The following is an 18261-nucleotide window of genomic DNA, read 5'->3' on the forward strand; positions in this document are numbered from 1 at the left end:
CAATAGGTGTATATGAGAGACGCAGATCCAATGAGATCATTGAAGATTTTATGCTTGCTGCAAATGAGACGATTGCTGAGGATTATTTCTGGCAGGATATACCATTTGAGTACAGAGTCCATGAGACACCTGATGCAGACAGGGTTGAGCAGCTGGCGCTCCTTATAAGTAATTTTGGAATGTACTTTAAGGCATCAAAGGAGAATATACATCCGAAAGAATTCCAGAAGCTGCTTGACAGGATAAAGGGTGAGCCTTATGAGAATCTTGTGAGCAGGATGGCGCTGAGGACCATGAAACAGGCGAAGTATTCAACGGAGTGCACAGGACATTTTGGACTTTCGTGTAAGTATTACTGTCATTTTACTTCTCCTATAAGGAGATATCCAGATCTGCAGATACATCGTATAATAAAGGAAAATATACATGGCAGACTTGACTCGAGGAGAATAGAACATTACAGCATGATACTTGACAGGGTGGCTGATGACAATTCGCGCAAGGAGAGAAGAGCTGAGGAAGCTGAGCGTGATGTGGAGAAGCTCAAGAAGGTGGAATATATGTCAGCTCACATTGGCGAGGTCTATGACGGATTTGTCTCAGGAGTTACAAACCGGGGAATGTTCGTGGAACTGCCGAATACGGTGGAAGGCTTTGTGAACGTGGCAGATATGCGCGACGATTATTACTATTTTTCTCAGGAAGATTATGCTATGATAGGTGAGGACACGGGCAAACAATATGCCATCGGTGATCCTATACAGATAAAGGTGAAGAATACAGACAAGATGACGAAGTCGATAGATTTCAGTATTGTATATAAAGGAGAGGATACATTTGTCAAAGGAAAGAGGAAACACTCTCATCGCAAATAACAAAAAGGCATATCACGAGTATTTTATAGAAGAGAAGTTTGAGGCCGGAATAGAGCTTGTGGGAACCGAGGTAAAGTCCATAAGACAGGGACACTGCAGTATCAAGGAAGCATTTGTCGGAATAGACCACGGCGAGGTGTATGTGTACAGAATGAATATCAACCCATATGAGAGGGGGAATATATTCAATAAAGATCCGCTCAGGACGAGAAAGTTGCTGCTCCACAGGTACGAGATCAACAAGCTTATCGGACAGCAGAAGGTGAAGGGTTATACCATTATGCCGCTCAAGGTATATATCAGAGATGGACTTGTCAAGATGGAGATAGGTCTGGCAAGAGGTAAGAAGCTCTACGACAAACGTGAGGATATCGCCAAGAAGGATATGAAGCGCGAGATGGAGAGAGATCTTAAGAGCAGGAGCAAGGACTTCTGATCGTGAGCGTTTGTGGAATTTCTGTGAAATCAAACTTATTATTGGAATTATAATGCAGCTTGTGTTATACTAGCAAGGTGTTGAATAAGATAAGCTGGTTCAGATATAATGTGTGTATCGGAATCAAATAAACGATAGTCTGGAGAAGGGCGTTATGAGTCAGAGTAAAGTAGATAAGAAGAAATATGAGAAAAAGCACCGCAAGGAGATACTTAGGAAGCAGAAGATCAAGAAGATTATTGCTATAACAGTTACGATCGTTGTTATCGCTGCTATAGTTGGAAGCGTTGCGGGTGTGAAGATATATAAGGCGATACCTAAGTATGTTGATGCTTCAGGCTTGTCAGAATATGTAGACAAGACTTGGAAGGACAGCGGTTATGACACTCTGTTTTCTGCTACAGCTTCCGATGCTGAGGACACAGCAGACACAACTGAAAATGCAGAAGATACAGCAGAGGCGACAGATGCAGAGGAAGATACAACTGCTGACGCTGAGTAAGAGCATCTGATAAATTAAGATATATAGGCGCAGGTATTATTTTGATATTTGCTGCATATATTATAAATGATTGGTTATCACTGATCTATGATCAGGGGTTGACTGGTTTCGACAGGGGTTTTGAAGCTATGGAAGCCATCCGTGGACCAGAGCCACGCTAAAAGCTGGAAAAAAAATAAACGCTAACGATAATTTAGCATACGCTGCCTAAGGGCAGTCGTCATCCTTTAGGAACGCCGAGCCTTTAGGAATGGCGTCGATTTTCGGCAAACTCCTGCATCTAAGCTTTGCGATGTAGGAAAATCCATGAAGCTACTAAGGTCTATAGCATGTTAGTGGGCGATAGGCTGAGGGAATGTTAAAGCACTGACTGTGATGGAAGAAACTGTAGTGAATGAGCTTTTGGACGCGGGTTCGACTCCCGCCAGCTCCACTATTTTTCATAAGGAGGGGCCCGCCGTAGGTGGGAGGAATCCTTGTGAAGCACGCAGACGCCTGCGAACGAAGTTCGTCTTCTAATGCGTCTGCTCCACTTGACTGAATTAAGTCGAACAAGATATTTAATGCAACAGGGCATATAGAAATCAATCTATATGCCCTGTTTGCTAAAAAACGGATAAAATCCGAAAATTCTTCTTGCATCTACAATTTCAGTATGTTATATTAAATGAGTTGTGAAAAGAGTGATGGTCCTCTGTGCCCATATATCCGGTGGATATGGTAGTAAGAACATCAGAATATTAAGGAGGAACACAATGAACGATTACATTAAGAATCTTGAAGCTTCACAGATGAAGGAGAGCGTTGATGAGTTCAACGTAGGAGACACTGTTAAGGTACACAACAGAATCAAAGAGGGTAACAAGGAGAGAATCCAGATCTTCGAGGGTACTGTAGTAAAGAGACAGGGCGGAAGCAACAGAGAGACATTCACAGTTAGAAAGATCTCTAGCGGATGCGGTGTTGAGAAGACATGGCCTGTACACTCACCTTTCGTTGAGAAGATTGAAGTTGTAAGAAAAGGTAAAGTTAGAAGAGCTAAGATTTACTACTTACGTTCAAGAATTGGTAAGGCAGCAAAGGTTAAGGAGCTTGTTAAATAATAAAGCTTGTAACATGAAAGTAAAAGTGGCTGGAGTATTTCTACTCCAGCCATTTTTAGAATGGATGAAATGAACTGAACAAATATATTGATGATTGAAGGATAGAATTCATGAGTGAGAGATATGACAGACTCCGAAGGATAAGGAGAGAAAAAAGGCGTCAGAGAAGACAACAGAGATCATTGAAAAAGACTATGAAGAGCGCACTTGGCTGGTTCATATCGATACTGACAGCGGCTATACTTGGTTATGGTTTTGTTGCATTTGGATTCCAGACGGTATATATGGTAGGACCATCCATGGAGCCGACACTGACGGATGGAGAATCGTATCTGGTCAATAAGGCTGTTTATCTGGTGACATCCCCGGAAAGATACGATGTGGTAGCGTATCGTATAGTTGAGAATCAGGACAAATACTATTCCATCAAGAGAGTGGTAGGCCTGCCGGGTGAGACTGTGCTTATCCAGAATGGTCAGGTATATATAAATGGCAATCCGCTTGCAGATTATCCCGTCGACTGTGAGATAAAAACAGCCGGAATAGCGGAATCTGCGATCACACTTGGAGAGAATGAATACTTCCTGCTCGGAGACAATCCGGACAACAGCCAGGATTCAAGATTTCAGGCGGCTGGCAATGTGCAAAAGAGCGAGATGCTGGGCAGAGTAAAGATAAAATAGAGGTAGAGATATGAATATACAGTGGTATCCCGGACATATGACAAAAGCAAGACGAATGATGCAGGAGGATATAAAACTTATAGATATCGTCATAGAGCTGGTGGATTCAAGAATCCCATTCAGTAGTAAGAATCCTGATATAGACGAGCTTGCAAAGAACAAATACAGACTCATACTCCTCAACAAATCAGATCTTGCGGATGATGCAGTCACAACAAAGTGGGAAAACTATTATAAGAATAAAGACTTTGCCGTTGCAAAGATAAATGCCCGTGACGGTATGGGGATGAAGAGTATCAACAATATCGTGCAGGAGGCCTGCAAAGAGAAGATAGAGAGGGATAGAAAAAGGGGAATCATAAACCGTCCGATAAGGGCGATGATAGTCGGTATCCCGAATGTCGGCAAATCCACGTTTATCAATTCCTATGCGAGAAAGGCCTGCACCAAGGTTGGAAATAAGCCTGGTGTCACAAAAGGCAAGCAGTGGATAAGACTTGGAAAGAATATTGAGCTTCTGGACACTCCCGGTATTTTATGGCCGAAATTCGATGATGAGGCCGTTGGTCTCAGACTTGCGTTCATAGGTTCGATCAATGATGAGATACTCAGCATAACGGATATAGCGGTTGAATTAATTAAATTTTTACAGGCAAACTATTGTAATACCCTTGTTCAAAGGTATAATATTGAAAGTGTTGATGATCCTGTACAGATGCTGACAGGTATCGCAGAGAAGAGACAATGCATTAAGAAGGGCGGGGAGCTCGATTATGACAAGGCTGCGGCTCTGCTGATCGATGATTTCAGATCGGGAAAGCTGGGGCGTATTACATTGGAGACCCCGAAGGAAGACTAGATGAGTGAAGAAAACAAGAATGTTGCTGATGCGTTAAACGATATATTTGAGGATGACCCTGCGAAGAAGGAAAGGGACAAAGAGATCGCCAAATATGAGAAGAAGCGTCAGAAAGCGATAGATAAAGAACAGAAGAAGGCTGCAAAAAAGGCTGCGAAGGAAGCAAAGGAAGCTGAAAAGAAAACTGCCGACGATGAGCAGGAAAATAAGGAGAAGTCCTCCTGGTCATGGGACAAAGCAGTCGCTGAGAGTTCGGCTGATGCAAAGGCGGAGACAGCAGATAAATCGGAAGAAGCATCTCAGAAGGAGACATCGGAAGAAGCTGCAGGAGCAGCTAAATCTGAGAGCTCAGATAAAACTGCAGAAGCGGTTAATACAGACTCTTCTGAAGAAGTGTACAATGAGGATGGAGAACTTGACGAGAAGGCTTTAAAGAAGCAGCTCAGGAAAGAGAAGAAAGAGGCAAAAAAGAAAGAAAAGGCCGAAAAGGAAGTCAATATTGTCAAGGATCTCATATTTCTGTGTATTTATATAATAATAGTAATTGGCATATGCTGGGCTGTGCTCACATTTGTCGGACAGCGAACAGAGGTCAGTGGAGAGTCCATGAGCAATACTCTTCACAGCGGAGATACATTATGGATCGACAAGCTTGAGTATGAATTTGGCTCGCCGAAGAGATTTGATGTGGTTGTATTCCCGTATGGAGACGATGATGAGACCTTCTTCATCAAGCGTATAATCGGACTTCCGGGTGAGACAGTGTATATAGACGAAGATGGTGTTATCTATATAAATGACGAGCCTCTGGAGGGCGATGTGTATGGCAGAGAGGCCATAGCCAGCGACAAGCGCGGAGTTGCAGCCGAGGAGATCACACTGGGTGATGACGAGTACTTTGTTCTGGGAGATAACAGAAACAACAGCCGTGACAGCCGTGTGGAGGATGTTGGCAATATACACAAGAAAGACATCATCGGCAGGGCTGTATTCAGATTTACAGGCGGTTTTGGCAAGATAGAATAGGATAAGATATCAGGGGCTGTTGCCTAAAAAGTGGCAATGGTCCTTGTTTTTAGGTGGAGGACATATGGAAAGTATAGCGGAGATAAAAAAAGTATTTGCTGATGCTGATATAAGTGAATATTCGGGGCTTATCGAGAAGTATGGCGACGATGAGAGAGATGGGGTAAAGAAGATCATAGCGTCCGCTCAGAAAAAGATCAATGCTCTTGAAAAGGAAAAAGCCCGCAGCTATAAAATGTTTGAATTTGAGAGAAAATACGCTGATAAGGGATATATATGTGGTATAGATGAGGTCGGAAGAGGCCCGCTTGCAGGCCCTGTAGTGGCTGCTGCAGTCATTCTTCCAAAGGACTGTGATATTTTATACCTCAACGACTCCAAGCAGCTCACACCGAAGAAGAGGGAGGCTCTATACGATGAGATCATGGCGAAGGCTGTAGCTGTAGGCGTGGGTATGGCAAACGAGAAAGTAATTGACGAGATAAATGTTCTCAATGCAGATTACGAGGCGATGAAGCAGGCTATATCGAAGCTTCAGGTTAAACCACAGCTCCTGTTAAACGATGCGGTTAATATTCCGGGTGTTGATATCGAGCAGGTAGGCATAATAAAAGGTGATACGCTGTCTGCGTCGATTGCGGCAGCAAGTATAATTGCAAAGGTTACAAGGGACAGGCTTATGGTTGAGTATGACAGTCTGTATCCGGGTTATGGATTTGCAAAAAATATGGGATATGGTACGGCAGAGCACATTGATGCGCTCAAGAAGATCGGTCCGTGCGCAATACACAGAAGGACGTTTATCAAGAACTTTGTATAACAATTGTTCATCACACATATATTCATGGAAAGGTGAAATGATGTATAACAGCAGAGCAACCGGTAATGAAAAGGAAGCTTTAGCTGCTGATCATCTGGCTGGCAGGGGCTATGAGATCCTGTGCAGGAATTTCAGGGTGGCCAGCGGTGAGATAGATATAGTGGCAAAACACGATGGATATATAGTGTTTATCGAGGTGAAGTATAGGTCCGGAGTACATAAGGGCTTGCCGGAGGAGGCTGTCGATGTGCGCAAGCAGAGACAGATATGTAGGACTGCATTATTCTTCCTGAACAAATATGGATATGGAATGGACACCCCGGTTAGATTTGATGTGATAACCATACTTGGTGAGGATATACATCATATAGAAAATGCATTTGAGTATTCGGGATATTGATAGGATGGCGGATATGGATATAAAGTATATTAGGAAAGACAATTCAACACATGTCCACACGGTGGATGGCGTGGATTATATATCATTTGACAAATTGGACAGAGCCGGAGTTGTAAATGCATTCTCCACCAGGATCGGCGGAGTGAGTGAGGGATATCTGGGTTCCATGAACCTGAGCTTCCACAGAGGCGATGATGCGGATCTGGTAATGGAGAATCACCGCAGATTTGCCGCTGCAGTGGGGTATGATCACGAAAAGCTTGTGTTCTCAGATCAGGTGCATAAGACAGACATATATAAAGTTACAGAGAAGGATGCCGGAAAGGGAATAATCAGAGAGTCGGATATTCTGGAGATCGATGGACTTATGACGGATGTTCCGGGGATACCACTTATGACATTTTATGCGGACTGTGTCCCTGTATTGTTCTATGATCCGGTGAAAAAGGTTGTTGCGGCGAATCACTCCGGGTGGAAGGGAACCGTCAGCAAGATAAGCGGACATATGATAAACAGATTGAAGTCTGAATATGGAACATCTCCAGAGAATCTCATTTGCGCCATAGGACCTTCTATATGCAAGAATTGCTATGAGGTGAGTGAAGATGTAGCTGAACGCTTTATGGCGGCATATACGGAAGCAGAGGCGGCTCAGATCGTATTTAGCAAGGGTAATGGCAAATATCTGCTTGATCTCCACAAGGCCAACTATTACAATCTTGTTGATTCAGGTGTAAAACCTGAGAATATTGACGTGACAAATATATGTACATGCTGTAACAGCGAATGGCTTTTTTCACACAGGGCGAGCAAAGGCCTGCGGGGTAATCTTGCAGCGGTGATCATGCTCCCTGAATGATAGGGCGTTATTCATTTGCTGCAGCTTTTGATCCGTAGACAATTAATATAAAAGAGGAAATTATGGAACATATTGTAAAGGAAATACTTGAGGGAAGTATAGCCCAGGAGATGGAGATCGAACCGGGAGATAATATTCTGGCGGTCAATGACCATCCTATAGAGGATATATTTGACTATCAGTATCTCATAAATGACGAATATATAGAACTTCTCGTGAGGAAGTCTGACGGCGAGGAGTGGCTTCTGGAGATAGATAAGGATTATGACGAGGATCTAGGGATTGTTTTTGAAAATTCCCTGATGGATAATTACAAGTCTTGCTATAACAAGTGCATATTCTGCTTTATCGATCAGAACCCGAAAGGTATGAGAGACACTATATATTTCAAGGACGATGATTCCAGACTGTCATTTCTTCAGGGAAATTATATTACCCTTACTAATATGAAGGAAAAGGATATTGACAGAATAATCAATTATCACCTTGCTCCGATAAATATATCGGTGCACACTACCAATCCCAAGCTGCGCTGCAGTATGCTGAACAACAGATTTGCCGGTGCCATACTTGACTATATAAGGAAATTTTATGAAGCTGGTATTCCTATGAATGGACAGATAGTTCTGTGCAAGGGGATAAATGATGGGGAGGAATTGTGGCGTACGATCTCTGATCTTATGGAGTTTGTTCCTGTTATGGAGAGCTTATCCGTGGTCCCTGTCGGTTTGTCAGATTACAGAGATGGCTTGTTCCATCTTGAACCGTTCAACAGAGAGGACGCCTGCGAGGTTATTGATATAATAGAACATTTTCAGAAAAAGGCATTTGAAAAGCATGGCACACATTTTGTCCAGGCAAGTGATGAATGGTATATAAATGCTGGCAGGGATTTCCCTGAGGCTGACAGGTATGATGGCTTTATCCAGCTTGAAAATGGTGTGGGCATGGTGAGACTGCTCATAGATGAGTTTGATGAAGAGTGGAGCTGCGTAGAGGGCGATGACAGAGAGTATGAGGTGTCCATGGTTACTGGAGTGCTCGTATATGATTCCATAAAGCTCCTTGCTAACAGGATCCCTGAGAAGTTCCCTAATGTGAAGGTGCATCTGTATAAGATCATTAATGATTTTTTTGGACATAGAATAACCGTGACAGGATTGCTTACGGGTGGAGATATAAGAAAGCAGCTCACAGGAAAGCCTCTTGGGCAGCGACTTATACTGCCTTCCAATACTCTTATGGCGGATGAGCCAAAATTCCTTGATGATGTGACGCTTGCAGAGCTCACAGATGCTTTACAAGTCGATGTTTGTATTGTAGAATCAAGTGGTGCTGATTTTATTCATGCAGTAATTGGCGATGATATGTAATTAATTATATATGGAGGAAGATAGAATGAGTAAACCTATAGTTGCCATAGTGGGCAGACCCAATGTAGGTAAATCAACTCTGTTCAATGTGCTTGCCGGAGAAAAGATATCCATAGTTCAGGATACACCGGGAGTTACGCGAGACAGAATTTATGCTGATATCAACTGGCTGGATTACAATTTCACTCTGATAGACACAGGAGGAATTGAGCCGGAGTCAGACAATATTATACTTAAGAGCATGAGAGAACAGGCAGAGATAGCCATAGAGACAGCGGACGTCATCCTGTTCATGACGGATGTCAGACAGGGAATGGTTGATGATGATGCCAAGGTTGCCGATATGCTCAGAAGATCCAAGAAACCTATAGTTCTCGTTGTCAACAAGGTAGACAGCTTTGAAAAGTTCATGCCGGATGTGTATGAGTTCTATAATCTTGGACTTGGAGATCCACATCCTATATCAGGTTCATCCAGACTTGGAATAGGAGATATGCTCGATGAGGTGGTATCACACTTCAATGAGTCTGCAAAGGATGACACGGAGGATGAGAGACCTAGAATCGCCATCATAGGAAAGCCAAACGTAGGAAAATCTTCTATAATTAATAAGCTTCTCGGTGAGGACAGGGTTATTGTATCAGATATAGCCGGAACCACAAGAGATGCCGTGGATACAGAGATCGTCAGAAATGGCAGAGAATATGTATTCATAGACACAGCGGGACTCAGACGAAAGAGCAAGATTAAAGAGGATATAGAGAGATACAGTATCATAAGAACAGTATCAGCGGTTGAGAGATGTAATGTTGCAGTCCTCGTAATAGACGCAACGGAGGGAATAACCGATCAGGATGCCAAGATCGCGGGAATCGCACATGATCGTGGCAAGGGAATGATAATAGCTGTGAACAAATGGGATGCTATCGAGAAGAATGACAAGACCATATATAAGTTTACAGAGGAGATCAGAAACAAGCTTTCATACATGCCGTATGCGGAGCTGCTCTTCATATCAGCCCAGACCGGACAGAGACTTCCAAAGCTGTTCGAGACCATAGATGCTGTTATAGAGAATCATTCACTCCGCATAGCTACTGGTGTTCTGAATGAGATTATGAGTGAGGCGGTTGCTATGCAGCAGCCACCATCAGATAAGGGTAAGAGACTTAAGCTCTATTATATTACCCAGGTGTCAGTTAAACCTCCTACATTTGTCATATTTGTAAATGACAAGGAGCTTATGCATTTCTCATATACACGTTATATAGAGAACAGGATAAGAGAATCCTTTGGATTCAGAGGTACACCTCTAAAATTCATAATCAGGGAGAGGAAAGAGAAGTAGTCATGGAGATGTTGATTAGGGCTATATGTCTGGTTGGGGGCTATGGAGTAGGACTCATTCAGACAGCGTATATTTACGGCAGGATAAAAGGTGTTGATATAAGAAAGTATGGAAGTGGAAATGCGGGAACGACAAATGCACTGAGAGTTCTTGGAAAGAAAGCTGGACTGATAGTTTTCCTGGGGGATTTCCTCAAAGGAATAATCGCCTGCTCACTGACACATATCATACTTGGCCAGCTAGGTATAGGTAATGCATACATGTTCGTACTGTATACAGGACTTGGAGTTGTGCTTGGTCATAACTTCCCATTCTATATGCAGTTCAAGGGCGGCAAGGGAATTGCTGCCAGCGGCGGAATGATAGTAGGTCTGTGGGACTGGAGATTGGTAGTGATACTCCTTGCAGCGTTCGTTATAAGTGTTGTGATAACAAGATATGTATCGGTTGGATCACTTACGATCATGATCGGATTCTTCATATTATACACAGTATTTGCAATTCATGGAGATTATAATTTCACATCGAATGCAAAAATGATCGAAGGAATAATCATGGCGGGAATCATAGCCGGAATGGCCGTGATAAGACATTGGCAGAATATCAAGAGACTGATAGCGGGAACGGAGAATAAGTTGTCGTTTGGTTCTAAGAAGGCTTGATGGAAAGCGGAAGCGAATAGAGAGTTATTGAATCCCCTCCTTACTGGATAAAACAGGAAGGAGGGGATTTTTTGTAGTGAGCAACGTTTTATAGATGTCTGGATAAAACAAAATCAGATAACATAATGAGTATACATAAAACCGAGATTATGGTTATGTGATATTTATACGCAGTGAAATGTGTATTAAAAACTGTTGATTAGAATAATGTGAGTTTACATAACTAGCCCAAAATCTAAAAATACAGTAAAAATTTGCAAAAACATCCATGTATTGTCACTATAGACTGGATTAAATGATGAAAAAAAGTTAAAATAGAAAAAAATGATTCAAGGATTGAAAAAAGAAATATAAATATTTTGGAGGTATTTTACGATGAAAATAGGTGTTCTCGGAGCAGGTGGATGGGGTTCTGCACTTGCTAATCTGCTGGCAGGAAATGGACACGAGGTTATAGTGTGGTCTATAGATGAGAGAGAGGTTGCCATGCTCAAGGAATTTCATGAGCAGAGAGACAGACTTCCGGGCGTTATACTTAACAGCAGTATTGAATATACAACAGATGCGTCAAAGGCTGTTATTGGTCAGAAGATGATAGTGTGCGCAGTGCCTTCTCCGTTTGTCAGAAGCACAGCAAAGAACATCGCTGACAAGGTGAGCAACGGACAGCTTATCGTGAATGTCAGCAAGGGAATAGAAGAGTCCACACTCAAGGCTCTCGTGGAGATCATTGAGGAAGAAATCCCACAGGCTAAGGTGGCTGTCCTTTCGGGTCCGTCACATGCAGAGGAAGTAGGCCGCGGAATACCTACAACGGTAGTTGCCGGTGCCCGTGATATAGAGATTGCAAAGACGATCCAGAACGCATTTATGAACGATTATTTCAGGGTATATACAAGCACTGATGTGACTGGTATTGAGCTGGGTGGTTCAGTGAAGAATGTAATAGCTCTGGCAGCCGGAATATCAGATGGACTTGGACTTGGCGACAACACGAAGGCTGCTCTTATGACCAGAGGAATGGCGGAGATCATGAGACTTGGACTTGCCATGGGCGCAGATGTCAAGACGCTGTCAGGACTTTCAGGAATGGGAGATCTTATAGTTACATGTACATCCAAGCACAGCCGTAACAGGAATGCCGGATATCTCATCGGTCAGGGTAAGACCTATGAGGAAGCTATGGCGGAGGTCAAGATGGTTGTTGAGGGTGTTTATTCTGCCAAGGCAACACTGGCACTTGCCAGGGAGCATGGGGTTGAGATGCCTATCGTTGAAGCAGTCAATAACGTATTATTTAATGGCATGACGGCAAAAGAGGCTCTCACAGAGCTTCTCAACAGAGACAGAAAGAGTGAATTGTAATCGATTATATTTTATATGTTTGATATATTTCGATAGATTATGCTGCCGAAGAATAGTAGTACAAAATCACCTAATAATTAAACGATAAAGTAAATGTGAACAAAAAAGCAACAGAAAACTGTTCTTTTTGTTCACAAACTGTTTACAATTACCATGTGTTATGATAAATTTAAAGCAAGTGTGTAAGTCGAAAAATAATTAGAAAAGAGGTATTACAATGGCAAAAACTACGAAAAAGCTTATAGCACTGCTGCTGGCGGTAGTTATGATAACTACGTTGATTTCGCCTTCTAATTATAGTTGGTCCAATGCGGCCGAGACGAGAGGGGGAGACGCATACGCCACGGCTACTGATTCGATAGCAATGCTGTCGAGTGCAGCAGTAACCGGAAATCTTGAAGATTATATTACTGGAGCTACGATTGCTGATAAAGCAGGTAATATATATGGTAGCAGTTCCAGACCGTCCACAACGCCGCTTCCTGTAGATCCAAATGATCCTACAAAAGCCGGTGTAGATATCCAGATGTCTATGGATATAGTGTTTCCGGAAAATGTTGTTAATAGCATAGTGGAGTCTGGTGAAGATGCAACATTTACTTATACGATGCCGGATACCATAAAGTTTAATTCCGATATTCTGAATGAGAATATAACTGATGGAAGTGGTAACAGGATCGGTTCGTATTCAGTTGTGAACGGAGTCCTTACTGCGACGATCGATCATACAGCACTCGAGGGGGGAGCCCAGCTCAAGGCTTTCTTCAAGGCGTGGATCGATATGGATCTCACAAAGTACAATGAGAAAAACCAGGTCGAGAACAAATTCACAAGCACTGTGATTGTGACTGTGGATGTGGATTTCAAGCCTGATGTGGATGTGAAGAAGACCGCATCCGAGGGTAGAGTTACAGATCCTAAGGATGGATATGTATACTTTGACTATACCGTAGAAGTTTCATCCAATCATGGAAGTGCCAGTGAGGATCTGAACTTTAGTGATGTTATAGCCAACGACATAGCAGGTGTCATACCTGAAGTTACAGATATAAAGGTGATCAAGTCTGACAACACAGACTGCAGCTCATCACTCACATATAACAGTAGTACCTCTAGTATAGAAGGAACTCTTCCTGCACTCGGAGCAAAGGAGTCATATAAGATAACCTATACAGTAAAGAGTAAAGTCGATGATCTTTCTCAGGACGTGATCAATCTGAACCAGAGCAATATTGCAGAGGCTAAGAATTCAAAGGTTGATGATAAGGATCAGACCAACAAGGGCTACAAATATGTGAAGGATGGTGCCACAGATCTCAAGGTTACAAAATCCTCAGATGGTGTGAGCATTGATCCTGACGATCACAAGATAGTTTACAAATACAAGGTTATAGTAAGTTCTGAGTATGGAAGCGATGGTGATATTACACTTGATGATATTCTTGCAAATGAACTTGACTCAAAACTTGGATCTGATGCCAAGAGAACAGTACAGAATGTTACATGCAAGCTCAAGGACAGCAACGGACAGTGCACGGATGTCACAGCAAATGGATATGTGACTCCTGCAACAGGAACCATAGGAAATGGTGAAACAGTTATAAATGGAAAGCTTCCGAAGCTTGACGCTAATTCACAGTATGAGATCACATACGAGGTTATTGTCTCAGATATTGCCGATGACATCGGAAGCATAAATGTACACAATAAGAATTGTGTAGACGTGTCAGATGATTCACATGACGAGCATACTGATAACGACAGCAGTACATGGTACAATGCCGGCAAGTCTACAGCATCCATAAGTAAGACCGGTTCACTGTCAGGTGACAAGTCAACCATAACATGGACAGTAACCGTGAATGCGGATAAGAAGAAGAATCTGACAGGAATGTCAGTATCGGATATACTCACAAAGAATGGGACAGAGCTCACAGACGAAAAGACGTGCAGCGTATCCATAAATGACACAGATGTTTCAACCACTATCAATCTTCCTGCAAGCTTTGTGGAAGAGAATGGTAAACTTTATTTGACGGATGGAACTTCAAGGGTTGATGTGACAGAGAACAAATCCAAGATCGTGTTCACCTACACAACAGATTCATCCAAGCTTGATAAGCTGACTGATGTTTATAAGAATGTAGCGACAATAGAGAAGAACGGAGTTACGGACAGCGCCGAGGCGACTGTAGAGGTGGCCGGTGATTCAGTAAAGAAGGAATTCGTATCAGAGACGGAGAACGATGATACATATACCCTTGCATGGAAGTCTACAATATCTGGCGTTGACAAGCTCAATGCGAATGATACATATACTGACTCTGTAACATATGATAATGGAGCACTTCCAAAGCATTACTTTACGGCAGATCAGATAAACGGACTTACAATAGCTGGCCTCACAGAGGGAGTTGACTACAAGGTAAAGGTAACATACGCTGACTTCTCAAATGTATGGGCACCAACGCTTTCAACTATTGACAGCGTTGCAGATGTTCCGGCATCATCTGATAACTACATAATAGGATATACAATAGAATTCCTCAGAGATATAACAGGCACGGAGGAGACCCCGATAGATTATGTTATCACATATAATACGACAGTAAAGTCTGACAGCAAGTATACGGCAGTCAACAAGGGTACTCTTACTATTGATGGTTCATCCAAGACATCACAGGATTCACATCCTGTATCTGGAATAACGAAGGGGTCTGTTGTAGAGAAGTACAGCTACACTAATGGTACTGATGAGAAAGAAAGCATTGTAGTATATGACAAGGCTAACAATGTGTTCGTATATAAGGTAGTTCTCAACGGTGACTTTGCGTATGGAGATGGAGACAGACTTTCCTTTACAGATACACTTCCTGCAGGAACTGAGCTCGATACTACATACCTTAAGAGTGATATGCTTCCAGAGGGTGTAGGAGAGACTATTGGCCATGCTGGAATATATTTTGTTTCTTATTATGCAGATAATAAGACGAGACCTCAGATAGGTGCAAATAATTATATAGAGAACTTTAATGTGGCAAGCAACAGTATTAGTTTTGACATAAAGTCACTTGAGTTTTATACCAGAAATGTCAAGGTTGTTGTCTACTATGCAGTCAAGGTCACAAAGGATATATCATCCGTTGTTGGTGGCAGTGACGTGGAATTCACCAACAATTGTTCGGCAACAGTTGTCAGAACCGACGGTTCAACTAAGACCAAGGATGACAGCGCAAAGGTTACTGTGACTGGACCGAATATTACCAAAACTGCAGGAAACTATGATAATGACACCAACAGTATTGAATATACTGTGCATATCAATGAGAAGGGTGAGGCTCTTGGCAATACAGGATCCATAACTGTAGTTGACAAGTATGACTACAGCAATGCGGATGCAGTAAAGAGAGTATTTATCAAGGATGGTTCGTTTAAGCTTCTGTACGCAGATACAGGCGCTGAAGTTCCGGCGGACAAATACAGCTATACATATGCAGATGATACGACAGCTAAGATGTCTACACTGACACTCACCATGCCGGATGAGACAAAGTTTATTCTGAAGTATACATATACTCTTGTATATACAGGTAAGCTTACAGCGGATGTTAAGAACAGCGTTGGTATTCTTGGATCTACAAGTTCGGCAGATTCGTCATCAACGGACACGAACATCAATGATCAGGATTCATCAATGGGAACTGATACAGAGCAGTTTAATCTTTCGATAATAAAAACTGACTCTATAATGACAGGAATCAAGCTTGCTGGTGCGAAGTTTGCGCTTTACAGATATGGTGATCCAAACAACAGTGCAGACACTAACTGGAATCTCATGGTACCTGGAAGCGATGAGGAAAGAGTAACTAACGAACAGGGAAGACTTACATTATCAAGTTTGTATTATAATTACTATTACAAGCTTATAGAGGTGGAAGCACCAGAGGGTTATGAGAAGCTCACAGATCCTATATACATATATGAGAACAATATCTCATCCAGCCTGACAGGACCGAAACCTGCTGAGGTGACAACTGATTCTATCTCAGACATAGTCCTTGACAGCAAAGGTTCACAGGATTATACACTGCCAGTAGATAACACTCCTGAGAACAGAAAGATAACTGTTAAAAAGGTATGGAAGGATGCTGCAGGTGGAACACTGAAGGATATTCCGGTTGACAGTATAACAGTTAAGATCTATGCATCAACTAATCCATCAAGTTACGACAAGAACACAGATCCTGTTGTAAAGACAATTACCTTAAATAGTGCAAATAAGTGGACAAGCGATGAGATAGAGCTTAAAGTAGCTGATGCAAATGGCAACTACCTCTACTACTTTGCAGAAGAGGATTTCGATAATGCTGATTACCAGGTCACAATAAGTAATAATGGAACAGCAACCGGAACGATCACCATCACGAACACCAACACAAAGGCGACAAATGAGACGATCGATATTCCTGTAACCAAGAAGTGGGATGACAGCGACAACATTCTGTCAGCAAGACCAAAGAACATCAAAGTTACACTTGCCACAGAGGATGCGGCGGGCAATATAACAAAGATCGTTGACAAGACACTTACACTCAATGATTCAAATAACTGGAGTGGAACATTTACAGATCTTGATAAGAAGGATGCCGATGGCAATCTTATCAACTACACTGTAGATGAGGATGACGTAGAAGGATATACAAGCGATGTTCAGCTCACAAAGGATGAGAACGATGTAGTTACCGCTGCAACGATCACAAACAAGCTGAATGTTGGAAGCCTTGTTATCACGAAGTTCTTCAGCGGAGACCTCGATGATACAAAGCTTACAGATGCACAGAAGAAGCAGATCACATTTACAATATCAGGCCCTGAGGGATACAAGGGACCTACAATCGTAACATATGATCAGTTTTACTTAGGAAGCTACGTTATCAATAATGCTCCATATGGAAAATACACTGTAACAGAGACAAGTGCAGCGTTTGATGGATATACACATAAAGTTACATATACTGTAGGTTCATCAACAGGCAATACGGCTGCGGATGTTGTTATTTCATCATCGTCATCATCACTTGTGACTGTGGCGAATGAATACAAGGCATTTATCACGGTAAGTGGAACCAAGGTTTGGGATGACAATAATAATCAGGATGGCAAGAGAGCTGAGGATATTAAAGTCCGTCTTATGAATGGAACGACTGAGGTCGCAAGTAAGACGGTTACCCCTGATGCGTCAGGTAACTGGAATTTCAGCTTTGCTGATCTTCCAAAGTACGATGATAACGGCAATGAGATAGCTTATACCGTTAAAGAGGATGCGGTTGCGGGTTATGATACCAAGATAACCGGCGACGTGAAGACTGGATTTGTCATCACCAACAGTCATACACCTGAGACAATTGATATCAGCGGAACAAAGACATGGAATGATGCAGATAATCAGGACGGAAAGAGAGCTTCTGAGATTACAGTAAGACTTCTTGCAAATGGCAATGAGGTTGCTTCAAAGAAGGTTTCAAAGAATGATAACTGGAAGTACAGTTTCACAGATCTTCCTAAGTATGACAACGGATCAGAGATCATGTATACAATAACAGAGGATGCTGTTAAAGATTATACAACTTTGATAGATGGATATAACATCACCAACAGCTACACACCTGGTAAGACAAGCATTTCAGTGACAAAGGTTTGGGATGATAACAATAATCAGGATGGCAAGAGAGAAACCAGTGTTAAGGTCAAGCTCCTTGCTGATGGATCAGATGTTGCAGATTCAGAAGTAACACTGAATGCCGATAACAACTGGACAAACACATGGAACGATATTCCACTTAAGTCCGGCGGTAAGGATATAACATATACTGTTGAAGAGACAAGCAATGTGCCAGGATATAAGGCTGAAGTTACAGGAGATGTCAAGACAGGTTTCACTGTTACCAAT

General features: G+C 42.3%; 15 protein-coding genes and 1 other RNA gene. All 16 read left to right on the plus strand.

What is annotated here, in order from left to right:
- Positions 1-875: RNB domain-containing ribonuclease (locus ABUA34_RS10570; RefSeq protein WP_349823271.1), on the plus strand; the 875-nt coding region annotated here is incomplete at its 5' end.
- Positions 838-1311 carry an SsrA-binding protein SmpB gene (gene smpB / locus ABUA34_RS10575; protein ID WP_022216414.1) on the plus strand — a complete coding sequence of 158 codons (474 nt, stop codon included), beginning with the start codon at positions 838-840 and terminating at the stop codon, positions 1309-1311. The genes ABUA34_RS10570 and smpB, both read left to right, overlap by 38 nt.
- Before the next feature lie 154 nt (positions 1312-1465).
- Positions 1466-1813, plus strand: a complete 348-nt coding sequence (locus ABUA34_RS10580) for a hypothetical protein (RefSeq protein ID WP_015534988.1) — start codon at positions 1466-1468, stop codon at positions 1811-1813.
- A gap of 94 nt (positions 1814-1907) precedes the next feature.
- Positions 1908-2249, plus strand: a transfer-messenger RNA (tmRNA) gene (gene ssrA / locus ABUA34_RS10585).
- 319 nt (positions 2250-2568) lie between these two features.
- A complete protein-coding gene (rplS, locus tag ABUA34_RS10590; protein WP_055272925.1) occupies positions 2569-2916 on the plus strand; it encodes a 50S ribosomal protein L19 in 348 nt (115 codons plus the stop codon).
- A gap of 110 nt (positions 2917-3026) precedes the next feature.
- Positions 3027-3599, plus strand: coding sequence for a signal peptidase I (lepB, locus tag ABUA34_RS10595; protein ID WP_117548919.1), 573 nt, complete (start codon positions 3027-3029; stop codon positions 3597-3599).
- Positions 3600-3609: 10 nt separating this feature from the next.
- Entirely contained in the window at positions 3610-4458 is an 849-nt protein-coding gene (ylqF, locus tag ABUA34_RS10600) for a ribosome biogenesis GTPase YlqF (RefSeq protein ID WP_015534986.1), read from the plus strand.
- Positions 4459-5484 carry a signal peptidase I gene (lepB, locus tag ABUA34_RS10605; protein ID WP_349823272.1) on the plus strand — a complete coding sequence of 342 codons (1026 nt, stop codon included), beginning with the start codon at positions 4459-4461 and terminating at the stop codon, positions 5482-5484.
- 64 nt (positions 5485-5548) lie between these two features.
- A complete protein-coding gene (gene rnhB, locus ABUA34_RS10610) occupies positions 5549-6304 on the plus strand; it encodes a ribonuclease HII (RefSeq protein ID WP_015534984.1) in 756 nt (251 codons plus the stop codon).
- Between the two features lie 40 nt (positions 6305-6344).
- Positions 6345-6704 (plus strand): YraN family protein, encoded by a 360-nt coding sequence (locus tag ABUA34_RS10615; RefSeq protein ID WP_015534983.1) that lies wholly within the window; start codon positions 6345-6347, stop codon positions 6702-6704.
- Positions 6705-6717: 13 nt separating this feature from the next.
- Positions 6718-7563 carry a peptidoglycan editing factor PgeF gene (gene pgeF, locus ABUA34_RS10620; RefSeq protein ID WP_243002889.1) on the plus strand — a complete coding sequence of 282 codons (846 nt, stop codon included), beginning with the start codon at positions 6718-6720 and terminating at the stop codon, positions 7561-7563.
- A 62-nt stretch (positions 7564-7625) separates the two neighbouring features.
- Positions 7626-8936 (plus strand): DUF512 domain-containing protein, encoded by a 1311-nt coding sequence (locus tag ABUA34_RS10625; RefSeq protein WP_015534981.1) that lies wholly within the window; start codon positions 7626-7628, stop codon positions 8934-8936.
- 25 nt (positions 8937-8961) lie between these two features.
- Positions 8962-10284: a ribosome biogenesis GTPase Der gene (gene der / locus ABUA34_RS10630; RefSeq protein WP_022216420.1), complete on the plus strand. Its 1323-nt coding sequence runs from the start codon at positions 8962-8964 to the stop codon at positions 10282-10284.
- Between the two features lie 2 nt (positions 10285-10286).
- A complete protein-coding gene (plsY, locus tag ABUA34_RS10635; protein WP_015534979.1) occupies positions 10287-10946 on the plus strand; it encodes a glycerol-3-phosphate 1-O-acyltransferase PlsY in 660 nt (219 codons plus the stop codon).
- A 375-nt stretch (positions 10947-11321) separates the two neighbouring features.
- Positions 11322-12311, plus strand: a complete 990-nt coding sequence (locus tag ABUA34_RS10640; protein WP_022216421.1) for an NAD(P)H-dependent glycerol-3-phosphate dehydrogenase — start codon at positions 11322-11324, stop codon at positions 12309-12311.
- Between the two features lie 217 nt (positions 12312-12528).
- Positions 12529-18261, plus strand: a 5733-nt coding sequence (locus ABUA34_RS10645; protein ID WP_349823273.1) for a Cna B-type domain-containing protein, incomplete at its 3' end; no start/stop codon positions are given.

The organism is Coprococcus sp. RTP21428st1_C9_RTP21428_210409, from assembly GCF_040227395.1.
Taxonomy (GTDB): Bacteria; Bacillota; Clostridia; order Lachnospirales; family Lachnospiraceae; genus Coprococcus; species Coprococcus aceti.